The 16,759-nt window shown below is 69.1% G+C and carries 10 protein-coding genes; 5 read left to right on the top strand and 5 right to left on the bottom strand.

The genetic code is table 11. The annotated features are described in order from the left end of the window. Position 1 precedes the first annotated feature (1 nt). Genes HNP84_RS10650 through HNP84_RS10640 form a run of 3 tightly spaced genes read left to right on the top strand, consistent with a single transcriptional unit; the run spans position 2 to position 3,139 of the window. On the top strand, positions 2 to 742 hold the full coding sequence (locus HNP84_RS10650; RefSeq protein WP_376771857.1) for an ABC transporter permease: 741 nt from the start codon (positions 2 to 4) through the stop codon (positions 740 to 742). Then, complete coding sequence (locus tag HNP84_RS10645; protein ID WP_185049432.1) at positions 735 to 1,535, top strand: ABC transporter ATP-binding protein; 801 nt, start codon at positions 735 to 737, stop codon at positions 1,533 to 1,535. Before HNP84_RS10650 ends, HNP84_RS10645 begins: the two co-directional genes overlap by 8 nt. Further along, positions 1,532 to 3,139: a thiamine pyrophosphate-dependent enzyme gene (locus HNP84_RS10640; protein ID WP_185049430.1), complete on the top strand. Its 1,608-nt coding sequence runs from the start codon at positions 1,532 to 1,534 to the stop codon at positions 3,137 to 3,139. Before HNP84_RS10645 ends, HNP84_RS10640 begins: the two co-directional genes overlap by 4 nt. A gap of 27 nt (positions 3,140 to 3,166) precedes the next feature. Here HNP84_RS10640 and HNP84_RS10635 read toward each other — a convergent pair whose 3' ends face one another. Genes HNP84_RS10635 through HNP84_RS10615 form a run of 5 tightly spaced genes read right to left on the bottom strand, consistent with a single transcriptional unit; the run spans position 3,167 to position 7,516 of the window. Next, positions 3,167 to 5,251, bottom strand: a complete 2,085-nt coding sequence (locus HNP84_RS10635; RefSeq protein WP_185049428.1) for an iron ABC transporter permease — start codon at positions 5,249 to 5,251, stop codon at positions 3,167 to 3,169. Continuing rightward, positions 5,248 to 6,228, bottom strand: a complete 981-nt coding sequence (locus HNP84_RS10630; protein ID WP_185049426.1) for an ABC transporter substrate-binding protein — start codon at positions 6,226 to 6,228, stop codon at positions 5,248 to 5,250. Before HNP84_RS10630 ends, HNP84_RS10635 begins: the two co-directional genes overlap by 4 nt. A gap of 11 nt (positions 6,229 to 6,239) precedes the next feature. Then, positions 6,240 to 7,058, bottom strand: coding sequence for an ABC transporter ATP-binding protein (locus HNP84_RS10625; RefSeq protein WP_185049424.1), 819 nt, complete (start codon positions 7,056 to 7,058; stop codon positions 6,240 to 6,242). A 60-nt stretch (positions 7,059 to 7,118) separates the two neighbouring features. Further along, positions 7,119 to 7,364, bottom strand: coding sequence for a hypothetical protein (locus HNP84_RS10620; protein WP_185049423.1), 246 nt, complete (start codon positions 7,362 to 7,364; stop codon positions 7,119 to 7,121). Continuing rightward, entirely contained in the window at positions 7,361 to 7,516 is a 156-nt protein-coding gene (locus tag HNP84_RS10615; protein WP_185049421.1) for a hypothetical protein, read from the bottom strand. The genes HNP84_RS10620 and HNP84_RS10615 overlap by 4 nt, the downstream gene beginning before the upstream one ends. 553 nt (positions 7,517 to 8,069) lie before the next feature. On the opposite strand from HNP84_RS10615, the gene HNP84_RS10610 reads away from it, so the two are divergent. Next, on the top strand, positions 8,070 to 16,001 hold the full coding sequence (locus HNP84_RS10610; RefSeq protein ID WP_185049418.1) for an RHS repeat-associated core domain-containing protein: 7,932 nt from the start codon (positions 8,070 to 8,072) through the stop codon (positions 15,999 to 16,001). A gap of 4 nt (positions 16,002 to 16,005) precedes the next feature. Then, positions 16,006 to 16,512: a hypothetical protein gene (locus HNP84_RS10605; RefSeq protein WP_185049415.1), complete on the top strand. Its 507-nt coding sequence runs from the start codon at positions 16,006 to 16,008 to the stop codon at positions 16,510 to 16,512. Positions 16,513 to 16,759: the final 247 nt, after the last annotated feature.

Raw genomic sequence — 16,759 nt, 5'->3', positions numbered from 1 at the left:
CGTGCTGGGCCTGCCCATGCTGCTCGTGCTCGGGTGGTGGGCCGTCAGCGCGTCCGGCGGCACCTTCTACCTGCCCACCCCCGGCGAGGTCGCGGCCACGTTCGCCGAGACCTGGTTCTCCCAGCGCCTGCTGGACGACGTGCTGCCCAGCCTGGCCCGCCTGCTCGCCGGATACGTCCTGGCCACGCTGCTCGGTGTCGGCCTCGGCGTGCCCATCGGGCTCTCGCCCCGGCTGCGCGCGACCGCCGAGCCGGTGCTGGAGTTCTTCCGCGCGATCCCGCCGCCGATCCTGGTGCCCCTGGTCATGCTGCTGGCCGGGATCGACAATGCGATGAAGGTGCTGGTGATCGTGTCCGGCTGCGTCTGGCCGATCCTGCTCAACACCGTCGAGGGGGTGCGCGCCCTGGACGAGGTGCTCTCCGACACCTGCCGCATGTACGGCGTGCGCGGCCTGTCGCGGCTGCGCCGGTTCACCCTGCGCGGGGCCAGCCCGCAGATCATGGCCGGGCTGCGCCAGGCGCTGTCCATCGGGATCATCCTGATGGTCATCAGCGAGATGTTCGCCAGCAGCAGCGGCCTGGGCTTCACCATCGTGCTGTTCCAGCGCCAGTTCCAGATCGCCGAGATGTGGAGCGGCATCGTGCTGCTCGGCCTGCTCGGTTTCGCGCTGTCGGTGCTGTTCCGGTGGCTGGAGCGCAGGGTGCTTTCCTGGTACTACGGGCGGGGGGGCGAACGTGCTTGAGGTCACCGGACTGAAGAAGGTCTACCAGGCGCCCGGCCGCAGCGTCGAGGCGCTGCGCGACCTGACGTTCCGGGTGGACGCCGCCGAGCTGGTCTGCGTCGTCGGCCCGTCGGGCTGCGGCAAGACCACGCTGCTGCGGTGCGTCGCCGGGCTGCTGCCTGCCACGGCGGGAACCGTGCGGGTGTCCGGCGAGCCGGTCAAGGGCCCGCCGCCGAGCATGGCCGTGGTCTTCCAGGAGTACGGCCGCAGCCTGTTCCCGTGGATGACCGTGTGGCAGAACGTCGAGCTGCCGCTGCAGGAGAAGAAGGTCCCGCGCGAGGAACGCCGCAGGCGGGTCGCCGAGTCGCTGGAGGCCGTCGGGCTGGCCGAGGCCGCCTCCGCCCACCCCTGGCAGCTCTCCGGCGGCATGCAGCAGCGGGTCGCCATCGCGCGGGCGGCGGCGTACGAGCCGAAGGTGCTGCTGATGGACGAGCCGTTCGCGGCCGTGGACGCGCAGACCCGGGCCGACCTGGAGGACCTGATCCTGCGGCTCTGGCGCGACCTGGAGGTCACCACGCTGTTCGTCACGCACGACATCGACGAGGCGGTCTACCTCGGGCAGCGGGTGATCGTGCTGTCCTCCTCGCCCACGGTCGTGATGGAGGACCTGAAGATCGACCTGCCGCCGCAGCGCGACCAGCTCACCACCCGGTCGCTGCCCCGCTTCGCCGAGCTGCGCGGCCATGTGTACGCCCAGATCCAGCGGGCGCGCGGCGTACGGGAGGCGGGACCGGCCGAGCAGGAGGCACGATGACCGGTCCCCGGACCGTCCGCGAGGCCGCCTTCGACGTGCTGCGGCGCACCGGCATGACCACGATCTTCGGCAACCCCGGCTCCACCGAGATCCCGCTGCTCACCGGCCTGCCCGACGACCTGGCCTTCGTGCTCGGCCTGCACGAGGGGGCGGTGGTGGGCATGGCCACCGGCTGGGCCATCGCGCGCGAGCGGCCCGCGCCGGCGCTGCTGCACACCACGGCCGGGCTCGGGAACGCCGTCGGCGCGCTGGCCACGGCCCGGGTCAACCGGGCGCCGCTGGTGGTCCTGGTGGGCCAGCAGGACCGCCGCCACCTCGCCCTGGAGCCCTTCCTGGCGGGCAGGCTGGACGGCCTGGCCGGGGAGTACCCCGTCTGGACGGCCCAGCCCGCCCGCGCCGCCGACCTGCCGGGCCTGATCGCCCGCGCGTACCACGAGGCGTGGACGCACCGCGGGCCCGCGCTGGTCGTGGCGCCGATGAACGACTGGACCGAGCCGTATGACGCCCCTGAGGTGGCCGCCCCGGAACGGGTCGTCCGTCCCACGCCGGTGCTTGATGAGGACGTGGCCGGCCTGATGGCCTCGTTGCTGGAGGCCCGCGCCCCGGCGCTGGTCGTGGGCGCGAGGGCGGCCACGGCCGAAACCTGGGCCGCCCTGGTCGAGATCGCGGAGAAGCTGAACTGCCCGGTCTGGCAGGAGTCCTTCGGCGCCCGCGCCGGATTCCCCCAGGACCACCCGCTGTTCGCCGGGTTCCTGCCCTCCGGCCGTGCCGGGCTGCGGCGCGCGCTCGCGCCGTACGACGTGGTCGTGGCGGTCGGCGCGCCGGTGTTCCGCCAGTACGGCTACGAGCCCGGCCCGCTCACCGAGCCCGGCACCGCGCTCGCCGTGGTCACCGACGACCCCGACGAGGCGCACCGCAGCCCGGTCGCGCTGGCGCTGCTGGCCTCCCCGGCGGCCGTGTGCGCCCGCCTGGCCGCCCTGCTCCCCGGGCCGCGCACCCGCCCGGCCCCGCGCCCGCCCCTGCCGCCGCTCGCGCCGGGCCCCGGCGAGCCGCTGCGCGCGGCCCACGTGCTGCGCGCCCTCGCCGACCGCCTGCCCGCCGACGCGATCCTGATCGAGGAGACCCCGTCCTCCCGCCCCGACCTGCACCGCCTGGTCCCGGCGCGCACCCCGCTCGGATTCGTGTCCGCGGCCATGGGCGGCCTCGGCTTCGCGCTCCCGGCCGCGATCGGCCTGCGCATGGCCGAGCCGGACCGCCCGGTGGTGGCGGTCACCGGCGACGGCGCGGCGCTCTACGGCATCCAGTCGCTGTGGAGCGCGGCGCACTACCGGATCGGCGCGCTGTTCGTGGTGCTGTCCAACGGCAGGTACGCCGTGATGGACCGCCTGGCCGAGAGCGGAGGCGCGGGCAAGGCCCCCTGGCCGCCGTTCACCGAGGTCAGCATGCACACCCTGGCCGCCGGCCTGGGCTGCCCGGCGCGCCGGGTGACCGCGTACGAGGAACTGGTCGCGGTGCTGGACGAGGTGATCCCGGCGCTGGCCGCCCGGGAGACGCCGCTGCTGCTGGACGTGGCCGTCACCCCGGACGGCACGTTCACCCCCTGAAACGCCTCACCACCCCGATGAAACGCCTCACGCGGCCCCGCGGGCGCGGGAGCGCCACAGCAGCCAGACGAAGTACGGCGTGCCGATCAGCGCGGTGACCAGGCCGGCGGGGACCTGGGCCGGGGCGATGACGGTCCGGCCGAGGGTGTCGGCCAGGCTCACCAGCAGCGCGCCGAGCAGGGCGGCGACCGGCAGCACCCGGGCGTGGTGGCCGCCGACCAGGGCGCGGGCGGCGTGCGGGGCGACCAGCCCGACGAAGCCCACCACGCCCACCGCCGACACCGCCGTGGCGGTGAGCAGCACCGCGCCGCCGAGCGCGGCCAGCCGTACCGGCTCCAGCGGCACCCCCAGGATGCGGGGCGAGTCCTCGTCCAGGGAGAGCAGGTCCAGGTCGCGGCGCAGCCACACGACCAGCGGGACGACCAGGAGCAGCGCCAGCGTGACCGGGATGAGCTGCGCGGGGACCCGGCCGTAGGTGGAGCCGGACAGCCAGGTGAGCGCCTTGGCCGTGTTCCACGGGTCGGACTCCACGATGATCAGCACTGTGATGGCCGTGCATGCCTGCTGCATGGCCACGCCGATCAGCACCAGCCGGTCCGAGCTCAGCCCGCCCCGCCAGGACAGCAGGTACACCAGGCCGAACGCGACCAGCGCGCCGAACCCGGCGACCGCGGACATCGACCAGATCCCGGCCAGCGGGACGAGGGAGAGCAGCGTGATCGCGCCGACGCCCGCGCCCGCGGTGACGCCCAGCACGCCCGGCTCGGCCAGCGGGTTGCGGCACACCGCCTGCACGGCGGTGCCCGCCACGGCGAGCGCGGCCCCGGCCAGCACGGCCGCCAGCACCCGCGGATAGCGCTGGTCCAGCACGTACGTGAGCGCCCGTCCGGTACGCCCCTGCAGCCAGTTCGCCACGTCCCCGGTCAGCAGCCAGGTGTCGCCGCCGAGCATCCCGAGGACCAGCGCCCCGGCGAGCAGCGCCGCGCACACCGCGACGACCGTCCAGAACGCGGCCCGGGAGCGGACCGTGGTGGTGCGCACGGTGGGCGGCCGGCGGGCGGGTCCCGCGTCGCGGTAGCGGCGGGCCAGCCACACCATCACCACCGCGCCGAGCACCGTGGTCACCACGCCGGGCGGCACCTCCACCCCGGCCTGCGCGCCGAGCACGGCCCGCAGCGCGATGTCGGAGCAGAGCACGATGAGCACCCCGGCCAGCGCCGAGAGCGGCACCAGGACCCGGTGCCGGTTCAGCCCCAGCGCGGGCGGCAGCAGGCGCACGATCACCGGCGCGCACAGGCCGACGAACCCGATCGGCCCCGCCACCGTCACCGCCGCCGCCGACAGCAGCACCGCCAGCAGGGTCGCCCCCAGGCGCACCCGCCGCACGTTCACTCCCAGGACGGACGCGGTGTCGTCGCCGAGGGCGAGGATGTCCAGTTTCGGCGCGGCCACCAGTGCCGCGAGCAGCGCCAGCGCGATGACCGGGCCGACCTGGGTCACGGCGTCCAGGTCGGAGTGCGTCAGCGAGCCACTGCCCCAGGCGAACAGGCCGGTCGTCTGCTCCTCGAACAGGATCATGAGCAGGTTCGTCAGCGAATGCAGCGCCAGCATCGTGGCGGACCCGGCCAGGATCAGCCGGGTCGTGCTCGTCCTCCCGCCCGCCGACAGCGCCAGCACCAGCCCCGCCGCGGCGAGCCCGCCGGCGAAGGCCAGCCCGCCCGACATCGGCAGGGGCAGCGTCAGCCCGAACGACGCCGCGGCGACGACCGCCAGGTACGCGCCGGAGCTGACGGCCAGCGTGTCGGGCGAGGCCATCGGGTTGCGCGCGATCGACTGGAGCAGGGCCCCCGCCGCGCCCAGCGCGAGGCCGACCGCCACCCCGGCCAGCAGCCGGGGCAGCCGGGAGGCGACCAGCACCCGGGCCGCGTCCTGGTTCTCCGCGCCGAAGGCGAGCTGGAGCAGGTCCAGCGCGCCGATCGACGAGGTGCCCTGGGTCACGTGGACGGCCGCGACCACGACCGTGGCGGCCAGGGCGATGGCGAAGACCCCGGCGGTCCCCAGCCGGCGCAGCGGGGTGGCCGGGGGCGCCGCCGTCAGGGTGGGGGTGCTCAAGCGGTGTAGGCCTTCACGAGCGCCTCGGCGTACTGCTTGCACGACAGCGGGCCGCCGAACGTCCAGATGCCGTCGGGCAGCTTGGTGACCTGCCCCTTCTCCACGAACGGGAGCGACTTCCAGATGGCGTTGTCCGCCAGGCCGTCGGCGAAGACGTCCACGCCGTCGGAGGCGTTGTAGAACATGCGCGTGTCGGGGTCCTTCAGCACGGTGAGCCCTTCGACGTCGGTGGTGCCCAGGCCCCAGCCCTCGTCCACCTTCCCGGTCCAGGCGTTGGTCAGGCCGAGCCGCTCGGCGACGTCGGAGACCAGCGAGCCCTTGCCGAACAGGCGCACCGAGATCGTGCTGCCCTCCTTCCACCCGTCGGCCATCACGAACGGCTTGCCCGCGGCGCCGGCGGCGGCCAGCTTCTGCTTGCCGTCGGCCAGGGCGGCGTCCAGGTCGGCCATGAGCTTGCCGGCCTCCGCGGTCTTGCCGACCGCGGTGGCGATCATCATCAGGTCCTCGCGCAGGCGCTCCATGTTGCGGGTCGCGTCGCTGCCCTTGGTCACGATCACCGGGACGATCTTCTCAAGCTGCCCGATCAGCGGCGAGTCGCGCTCGGCCTCCATCACGACCAGGTCGGGCTGCAGGGCGGCGATCGAGTCGACGCTCGGCTCCTGGCGCGTGCCCACGTCCTTGACCGAGGAGTCCAGCTTGGCGGCGGTGACCCAGGTGCCGTAGCCCTTGACGTCGGCGACGCCGACCGGCATCACGCCCAGGCTGACCAGCATCTCGACCTCGCCCCACTCCAGCCCGACGACCCGGGTCGCGGGGCGGTCCAGCGTGACCTGCTTGCCCCTGCTGTCGGTCACGGTGACGGGTCCGGCGGCTCCAGCGGACTCGGCGGGGGCCGCTGCGGGGGTCTCGGTGGTGCCGCAGGCGCTCAGAGCCAGCACGGCGAGCACCCCGGCAAGGGCGCGGCGAAGGAGGGGCATGGGAATTCCTGTCATTTTCTCGCGGGGATGTTCTGCGTGTGCCGCCCGATCGGCCGGGTGCGCACCGCTCCGGTGCGGGGATCGTGCGTGACCTCGATGCGGATGCCGTACGCGCTGGTCAGCAGCTCCTCGGTGAGGACCTCGGCGGGCGTGCCCTCGGCCCGGATGCGCCCGTTGTGCAGCAGGACGACCCGGTCGGCGATCTCCGCGGCCTGGTCGAGGTCGTGCAGCACGACCCCCACCGCGACTTGGTGCAGGTCGGCCAGGTCGCGCACGAGCTCCAGCAGCTCGACCTGGTAACGCAGGTCGAGAAAGGTCGTCGGCTCGTCCAGCAGCAGCACGTCGGTGTCCTGCGCCAGGCAGGTCGCCAGCCACACGCGCTGCAACTCCCCGCCCGACAGCTCGTCCACCGGCCGCTCCGCCATCGCCGCGACCCCGGTCAGCTCCATGGCCCGTACGATGGCGGCGGCGCCGTCGGGATCGCCGGCCTTCCACCGCCCCCGGTACGGATGCCGCCCGTACCCGACGACATCCCGCACGCGCACGCCACTGGGCACGGGCCGGCTCTGCGCCAGCAACGTCACCCGCCGGGCGAAGTCGCGTGCCGACAGATCCAGCGCGGAGGTCCCGCCGTCCAGCGTCACCGTGCCCTCGTCGGGCCGGTGCAGCCGCGCGAGCGCCCGCAGCAGCGTGGACTTCCCACTGCCGTTCGGCCCGACGAGGGCCGTCACCCGCCCCGGCCGCAACCCGACACCACAGCCCTCGACCACGGTGCTGCCGTGGTAACTGAGCCGCAGGCCATCACCGCGCAGCACAACACTCTCGGTCACGGAGATTAGGTTAGCCTAACCTTTTAGCCAGTCAATATGTCGCCTTTAATGTGTGATGGGCTAACCGAAGTACGCACCCGCGCCCGGAGTGGCCAGAAGGATGATCACGAAGAGTGAGCCCAGGGTGGCGAGGCCGAAACGCGCCACGACCAAGGGCCGCAGCCAGGCGGGAAACCGTCCGCTCGCGGCGGCGATCACCCGTCGTGCGTCCACGGCCCGCGCGGCGGCGTCACCCGACTTCGCCAAGACCGCCTCGGCGTACCGGCCCGCGAAGACCTGGCCCGCCCCCGGCGGGCCCGCGATCACAGAAAACGATCGGTGAAGTCGGGCTCCGGTTCCTCGCCGAGGTGGTCGTAGTTGCCCGCGCCCACCACACGGTCAAGGGTTCGCAGCACCTGCCTGGGGTTGTCGTACGGTCCCGGAACGTAGCAGGGCCGCCCCTTCCCGTCGAACGTCACGGCTCCTCTGAAGCGTGGAGACGGTCCTGTGCCACAGTGGCCATCAGCAGGGCCGTTGATGCCTGCCTGTCCTCGATCATCTGACGCTCGAATGTGACGGGCGGCTACCCGTCGTCGCGTTGTCGCCTAGGCCGCTACCGAAGGCCGGCGCCCATCACCGCACCTCGCCGGCTACGTGGGGAGGAAATCGGCATGACGCTGTCTAACCGGCCACTCATAGTGTGCACCGCTTAAACACAAATACCGGCTCCCGTCCATTGTCGGGTTGTGTGACAAACATCACGCTCTCTTCGTGTTCCCGCATCTCAGGGCGTGACATGGATGAAACGCGTGACGCACCTGCCTGATCACTCAAGGTAATGAGTAACCTTTGTGGCCGATCTTGCCTACTTGACCGCGATTGATCAGTATGTCGATGGATCTCCTTAACTTTCCTTTATGACGTCGACTGTCGTTGGGTGCCGTACGTCGGCATGTCTGCAGGGATGTGGCATACGTGGGTCGGTCGCGTTGGTTACTGGGGCGTTCGCGTACCTTCTATTGGTTCACGGCCGTGCTGGTGTTCGTGGTGACGCCGGGTATGCTCCAGCTCCCCGTATTCCCGGCTTGGGCGGAGCCGCAACCCGCCCCGCTTGTCACTCCACAACAGTTCATCGGGTCGGCTGCCGGTCTCCCGGAATTCGTCGACGCCGCCGCGACCAGGGCGAAGGAAAGCAAAGAGAAGAAGCCGGCGGCGAAGGCTGAACGCCCGGAGGGGGCCTTGGCGCCGGATCTGCGCGATCCCGCCAAGGTCGATCATCGGCCGTCACTGTCGGCTCCCGGTCTGATGGGTCGTGACGGGCCGGTGGGGCAGGAGGCCGCGCGAAAGCGGGTGCCCTCGGCCTCCGACCTGCTCACCTCCGCCGGCGCCCTTCTTCCCACGATCGGCGCGGTGTACCCCGAGGACCAGTCCGAGGTGGACAGTCTGACGCCGCAGTTGCGGGCCCAGGTGTACGCCTCGGCGAGCTCGCCGTGGTGGGAGGTCGAACGCCTCTACCGGATCTGCGAAGTAACCGATGGCGGTAATACCGGTGCCTGTCTGGAATCGGAATGGAAGGACTCCTACGAGCCCTATTGGCAGGTTCCGAGCGGGTTCCTCAAATGGGGGGAGAGCTACCTTTGGGAGATTCGGGCCCGGGACACCATCACCGGTGAGACCAGCATCGTACAGGACATCAGTTTCACCACGGCGGTCCGCCAGCCGGGGGTGAGCTCGCAACTGGCCAGCCGCGGAGTGAACGGGCAGGAGTTCCACCATCTCGCCGGGAACTACACCACCACCTTCTCCGACGTCTCAGTAGCGGTCGTGGGCCCTCCGCTGGCCGTAGTCCGCTCCTACAACAGCCTCGACCCCCGGAAGGACGGGTTGTTCGGCGCCGGGTGGTCCACGCGTTACGACATGAAAATCGAGTCCGAGGGCGGGTCACCGGAATCGCTTCTGGTGACGTTTCCGGACGGCCGTCAGCTCCGTTTCCGGCAGAAGGGAAGCACGACGAGTTACCAGTCGCCGGCCGCCATGCATTTCACGCTGGCGAAGGTCTCCGGCGGCGGGTGGCGGCTGATGGACAAGGCGTCCACGGTCTATGAGTTCGACGCGCAGGGGCGGCTGCTCAAGCTGAGCGACAGCCGGGGACGTGGCCAGGACCTGACCTACGGCACCGACGGACGGTTGCAGAAGGTGACCGCGACCGGCGGACGTTCGCTGACGTTCACCTGGAGTGGTAACCACGTGGGCTCGGTCGCCACCGATCCCGTCGACGGCACCGCGATGACGTGGACCTACCATTACGACGGCGACCGGCTGACCCAGGTGTGCTCACCCGCCGCCGCGCCGAACTGCACCGTCTATACCTATGGGACGGGCTCGCGGTACCGGGAGGTCGTGCTGGATGACCGCCCTGTCGGCTACTACCGGTTGGGGGAGCGCAAGCCGGAGGCGTTAGGGTTCGACTGCTACCCAGATGAAACCAATCAGCGTGCCTGCCTCTTCGCCTCCGAGGGCGTGCAGACCGATCGCCCGGGTGTGCTGGCGGGGACGACGAACACCGCCGCGGGCTTCCAAGGGAACGGCACCTCGTCCTTTCTGGAACTGGGTGGTGTGGTCCCCCAACTAGGGGAGAGCCTGTCGGTCGAAGCGTGGTTCAAGACGACGGGGCCGGGATTCATCTTCTGGGCCGGCCAGGGCGAATGGGATCCAGCCGAGCCCCGGCCCGGCGCGCCGGGCCTGTATGTCGGCACCGACGGCAAACTCCGCGGCCAGATGACGGTCGCCTCTTGGTGGGGAGAACCGCTCGCGCCCGTCACCTCGCAGAACCGGGTGGACAATGGGCAGTGGCACCATGCGGTCATCACAGTGGCGGACGGTGTGACCACTCTTTACGTGGACGGCGCCGTGGCAGGCACGTCCAACGTGGGCGTTGAGACCTACAACTGGCTGGACACCGCGCTCATCGGAAGCGGAGCCGCCGACTCCTACCTTCCCGGCACGCCGCCGGAGAACGACGTGCCCGCCGAGTTCGCCTTCACCGGTTCCATCGACGAGTTCGCCTTCTACGATCGCGCGCTCAACGCGCAGCAAGTTCAGGCGCACTACCAGGCGCGTACCGAGGCGCCGTACACGCTGACGAAGATCGCGCTGCCGTCGGGGCGCACATGGATGTCCAACACCTACGACCCGTCCAGCGGCCGGGTGGTCACGCACACCGACCAGCACGGTGGCACCTGGACGGCCGGCACGCGCACCTATGACTGGTGGACGGGCCTGAGCACGGTCACCGTGACCGACCCGCACGGCGGCACCTTGAAGTACGAGCACGACGTCTGGCGTGGCAACCGCCTGGTGTCGGAGACCGATCAGCTCGGCCACAAGACGTCCTACAGCTACGACACGGGTGGTTACTCCACAAAGGTGATCGACCGGAACGGTAACACGGTCGAGCGGACCACGGACGAGCGAGGAAACGTCCTCAGCAGTACGACATGCCGAACTACATCGGACTGCCAGACCGAGTACTACACCTATTACGTCAACACGCAGAACGAGTTCGACCCGCGTAACGACCAGATGATCGCCTCTCGGGACGCCCGTTCCGCGCACATGTTCGACAACACCTTCGCCACGAAGTGGGAGTTCAACGAATACGGCGATCTGGTCAAGGAGACAACGCCTGCCACCGACGACTTCCCCAACGGCCGTTCCAGCACCTCGACGTATACCGACGGCACCGAACCGGCGGTACCGACCGGGACCACGCCGGCGGGGCTGCTGAAGTCGGAGAAGGACGCCAAGGGCAACGAGACCACCTACCGCTACACCGCGGCCGGTGACGTGGCCGAGGTCACCGACCCCTCCGGGCTGGTCATCCGATTCACCTACGACGCGCTGGGCCGGACGACCTCGCGTACGGAGATCTCCGACGCCCATCCCGATGGTGTGACGACCCAGTTCCGCTACGACTCCGCCGGACGTCTCAGCGCCCACACCGGCGCGCCGGTCAAGAACGAGATCTCCGGTGTCACACACCAGCCGGAGACCCGCTACACCTACACCCCTGACGGGCATCGCGCCACCGAAAGCGTGGTGGACCTGACCGGCGGGGATCCTGAGCGGAAGATCTCCTACACCTACGACGACTACGGTCGCGTCGCGTCGATCACGGGACCCGAAGGCGGCGTGGTGCAGTACACGTGGGACCACACCGGGGCGCGTACCAGTGTCACCGACGAGCTGGGCAACGTCTTCCACTACGCCTACACCGCACGCGGCGAATTGAAGTCCCGCACGCTGAAGAACTGGACCGGCAGCCCGGTCTCCCCCAAGCCGCCCACCGATCTGATGCTCGAGTCCTACACGTACGACCCGGAGGGCCGCCTGGCGGCGGAAGCCGATGTGCTAGGCCGCAAGCTCGCCTACAAGTACTTCGGTGACGATCTGCGCGCCGAGGTGATGGCCGACGACGTCAGGCTGAACAACTTCACCACACCCCAGGACGTGGTGCTGGAGTCCAACGCCTATGACGATGCGGGCAACCTTACCGGGCGGGCGCTCGGCGGCGGCAAGCAGAACATCGCCATGGCGTACGACGAGGCCAACCGCCTGGCCTGGGAGATATTCGACCCGCTGGGGTTAGGCAGGCAGATCGAATACACCTACGACGCCAACGACAACGTGACGTCGGAGACCATGACCGCCACCGGCACTGGCCGTACCGAACGCACCGAGTTCGCCTACAACGCCGATGACGCGCGTATCCGCCGGACCGTGGAGAACGGGGACACCGACCTGGTCACGACGTGGACGGTCGACGACCGCGGCCTGGTCACGAAGATGACCGACCCGCGCGGCAATCTCCCGGGGGCCGACGCCGCCGCTTTCACCACCGACTACCGCTACGACGCCGCAGGACAACTGGTCGAGGTCAGCGCTCCACCGGTGAAGGTCGAAGAATCGGGGACGTCGGCCGTCACGGCTCGCCCCACGGTCGCGTTCGGCTACGACAGCGCGGGCCGCCGCACGCATTCCCGTGACGAGAAGGGGCGCGTCACCACGGTCGGTTACGACCGGCTCGGCCGCGCCACAACGGTCACCGAGCCGTCCTACACCCCGCCGGGCGGCAGCACGCTCACTCCGGTCACCACCTACGCCTACGACGCGGCCGGGCGCGTGACCCAGTACACCGACCCTCGCGGTTCGACCTGGAAGACGGAGTACGACGCCTTCGGCAACCGGGTGCGGGTCACCGAACCGGGTCCGCAGGGTCAGCCGGGCGGTGCCTGGATCTACGAGTACAACAACGCGGGCGAGCTGCTGGCGAGCGTCGACCCGACCGGCGCACGTAACGAGGCCACCTATGACGGCCTCGGCCGGCAGGTCACCGTAACCATGATCGAGCGCAAGCCGACCACCAAGGCGCTGACCACGACCATGGAGTACGACACCGCCGGTCACAAGATCAAGGAGGTCGCCCCCGGAAACCGGACGACCCTGTACGAGGTGAACCCGGCCGGTGAGGTGACCAAGGTCACCGACCCGCTGGGCGACACCACCGAGTACGCCTACGACCTGGCCGGCCGGAGCATCGAGACCGTCGACCCACTGGGCAACGCCACGGTGCACGAGTACGACCTGGCCGGACGGGAGATCGCGGTCAAGGACCTGGACGACGCCGGTCAGGTCCTGCGCAGCATCGGCTACGAGTACGACGCGGTGGGCAACCCGATCGCCGAGACCTCCGGCGAGGGCAACAGGGTCCAGCGGGTCTACGACGCCACCGACGCGCTCGTCGAGCTGATCGAGCCGGTCTCCGCCGATGCCTCGGTCACCACGACGTACGGCTACGACGCGACCGGCGCGATGACGCGCACCACCGACGGGCGCGGCAACACGGTGTGGACCACCTACAACAGCCTGGGGCTGGCCGAGTCGGTCATCGAGCCGGCCACCGCCGCCCACCCGCAGCCGGCCGACCGTACCTGGACCAACATCTACGACGTCGGCGGCAACCTCACCGCCGTGCTTCAGCCCGGCGGGGTGCGCATCGACCGCGAGTACGACCATCTGGGCCGGTTGGTGAAGGAGAGCGGGACCGGCGCACAGGTGGCGACCCCCGTACGTACCTTCGGCTACGACCTGGCGGGTCGCGACACCGCGATCGGCGACTACACCCTGGAGTACAACGACCGGGGCCTGATCACCAAGGTGAGCAGGGGCACCACCCAGGTGGCCGCCTTCACCTACGACGACATGGGCAACGTCACCCAGCGGGCCGACACCAGCGGCACGGCCGCCTTCGGCTGGGACAACGACGACCGGCTCCGTACGGCGGCCGACCCGGTCAGCGGCCGGTCGTTCACCTACACCTACGACGATGCCGACCGGGTCACCTCACTCACCTCGGCCAACCCCACGACCACGCAGAGCTTCTCCTACGACGCGCTGGACCGCCTGATCAGCCACACGCTGAAGAACAGCGGCGGCACCGAGATCGCGAAGATCACCTACGGGTGGGACAAGGACGACCAGCTCGTCTCCAAGGTGACCTCCGGCACGGCCGGCGCGGGCACCAACAGCTACGGCTACGACCGGATGGGCCGGCTCATCTCGTGGACCGCCCCGAACGGCAACACCACCCAATATGAGTGGGACCCGGCGGGCAACCGCACCAAGGCCGGGGACGCGACCTTCACCTACGACGAACGCAACCGGCTGCTGTCCGGCGGCGGCGTCGAGTACACCTACACCCCGCGCGGCACAGTCGCGACCGAGACCGAGAACGGCGTCACCCGCAACCTGACCTTCGACGCCTTCGACCGGCTCGTCGCCGACGGCCAGGCCACCTACACCTACGACGCCCTCGGCAGGCTGGCCTCCCGCAGCACGGCCGGCGGCACTGAGAACTTCCACTACTCCGGAACCGCGAACGACATCGTCTCGGTCACCGACGGCACGGGCGCGGTGCAGGCCACCTACGGCCGCACCCCGACCGGCGAGCTGCTGAGCATGAAGGAGGGCACCGGCCCGGCGCTCGGGGTGCTGTCCGACCAGCACGGCGACGTGGTCGGCACCTTCTCCGGCACCGCGCTGGTCGACTCCACGGCCTACGACCCCTTCGGCGAGGTCACCGCACAGACCGGCACCAAGCGGCGGCTGGGATACCAGGGCGAGTACACCGACCCGGACACCGGCAAGGTGAACATGCACGCCCGCTGGTACATCCCCGGAACCGGCGGCTTCGCCTCCCGCGACGACATCACCCTCACCCCCTACCCCTCGGCCAACCTCAACCGCTACGCCTACGCCCTGGGCGACCCGCTGTCGCTGGACGACCCGACCGGCAACTGCCCGTTCTGCATCCCGCTGGCGTGGATGGCCGCGCGTATGGCGGCGCAGATCATCGCCCGGCAGATCGCCCAGCGACTCGCCGCGGAGGCCGCCAAGCGGTTGGCCATCGAGGCCGCCAAACGCGCCGCCGCGCAACTGGCGCAGAAGACCGCCCAGCAGGCCACGAAGAAGGTCGCCCAGACCGCGGGCAAGAAGCTCGCCCAGACGACGGCGAAGAAGGGCGCCCAGAACACGGTGAAACGGGGCGCCCAGCAGTCGGCGAAGAAGGCGGTCAAGGACAAAGCCAAGCAGCAGGTCAAGAACAAGGTCCGGGACCAGACCAAGAAGCAGATCAAGAAGGAGATCAAGAACAAGGCGAAGGAGAAGAGCAAGCAGCAGAGCAAGCAGCAGGCCAAGGACAAGGCCAAGGAGCGCGCGAAGCAGAAGGCCAAGGAGAAGGCCCAGCAGCGCGCCAAGCAGAAGGCCAAGGAGAAGGCCAAGCAGAAGGAACGCGAAAAGGCCAAGAAGAAGGCCGAAGCGGCCAAGAAGAAGGCGCAGTCGACCAAGAAGAAGCAGCAGAACAAGCCGACCGGCGACAGCCGCTTCGAGATCCTCGAGTCCTATGTGGAGGAGTCCGGCATCGAGCCGCTCGGCGACATCGACGGCTGCGTGAGCTTCAAGGGCTGCGCGAAGGAAGTCGTCGAGGACATCGTCGAGGACACCACCGAGTCGCTGATCGAAGACGTCATCGATGACGTCGCCCCGGACCTGCCCCTGGTCGGCACCCCCGGCGACGGCTCCGGAAGCTGCGAGCGCCGTCCCAACAGCTTCGTGCCCGGCACCCGGGTCCTGATGGCCGACGGCACCACCAAGCCGATCGAGGACGTCAAGGTCGGCGACCATGTCCAGGCCACCGACCCCGAAACCGGTCGCACCGAGCCCAGGTTAGTCACCACGTTGATCACCGGCGACGGTGTCAAGCACCTGGTCGAGCTCACCATCGACATCGACGGCGACCACGGCGACGCCACGGATGTGATCACTGCCACCGACGAACACCCCTTCTGGGTCCCCGACCTACGGGAATGGGTCCCGGCCGGCCAGTTGGACAAGGGCACCTGGCTCCAGACCTCGGCTGGCACGTACGTTCAGATCACCGCCGTCAAGGAATGGACCGCCACCCAACGCGTCCACAACCTGACGATCTACGACCTGCACACCTACCATGTGGTGGCAGGCGACCAAGCGGTCCTTGTTCACAACACAACTCCTCGCGGTGACTGTGGGCCCATTGATGACGATGCCGGCGCACAGGCGAGATGTAAACGGGATGATTTAGGCAACGCTCTTGGAAAGAAGCATGCCACTTATTGCGGTGGCTACGATTCTGATGGTAATGCATATGCTGGATGCTCTGGCAATCCGACCGGATGTGCAGAGAACGATATTGAGCGCCAGGCGGGTAGGGGTCCTGGCGGTGTAAGGTTCGAAGGGGCTTTCGGCTGGCGCCAAGGTGAATGGACCGAAATCCCAGTTTGTGAGAGGTGTCAGGAAAGATATGATAGAGATCAATTTCCTCCGGGCATAACATTTGACCCTGGAGGGAGGTGGAGTCGTGAGCGCTAATATAGTGAGAACGGAGCTGAGCCGTCACAACTGGGGGTCGCTGCGGGCGATGGGAGGTGAGGCTGACCGTGTACCGGAGAGCATCCTGGCGCTCCTCTCAAGTGAAACTGAGGATGACGCCTGGGCTGCATACTGGGAACTTGAGAACTATGTCGTGGTTCAAGGGCAGTTGTTCGAGGCATCGCAGTACGTGGTTCCTGTCTTGCTCGCTGCCCTGGCGGAGGAAATTTCACAGGTAGCTCGGAAGGCTGTTCTTGAACTACTTTTTCAGCTAGTTTCTGGCGAGTCCGACACGGAAGAGGTGGAAAGAGGAAATCCGGATCTCGGATCCATTTGTCGGCAAAACGCCCAGGAAGGAATCTGGGTGATTTACCGAGAGTTGTGTTCGGGTCATTATGATCTTGCCAGAGATATTCTTGAGGTGATTGATCGAGATAGAGATAGATTTGCTCATTTTGTGGACGCCTATCCGCGCGGCAGGCGCAAGAAGCAGCGCGGGCGAGTTGGTTAGAAGAGATGAAGGGATTCCATGCCTTGCTCTTCCGGGTATGCAGCATGGGACCTCATCGACGAGGACGGGGTCTGGTGCGCCAGCGCTCTCCTACGCCGCAGTGATATCGGGCCCCGAGGTGGAGGCGCCAGCGTCCTTACCGGTCGAACTCGCCATTCATGGCACCGTCGACCTCGATGACTCAGCCCGCAGGCGTCTCGGCTGAGTCAACCGGTGGGGCGGAGGTTTCCGCCTGATCATCCGTTTC

This window comes from Thermocatellispora tengchongensis (assembly GCF_014202315.1).
GTDB lineage: Bacteria > Actinomycetota > Actinomycetes > Streptosporangiales > Streptosporangiaceae > Thermocatellispora > Thermocatellispora tengchongensis.
This window is presented reverse-complemented; position numbering and strand designations above follow the sequence as displayed.

Excerpts from the sequence above, each read along its gene's own strand:
- HNP84_RS10640 (WP_185049430.1), top strand. The coding sequence starts at position 1,532 with ATGACCGGTCCCCGGACCGTCCGCGAGGCCGCCTTCGACGTGCTGCGG.
- HNP84_RS10630 (WP_185049426.1), bottom strand. The coding sequence starts at position 6,228 with ATGCCCCTCCTTCGCCGCGCCCTTGCCGGGGTGCTCGCCGTGCTGGCT.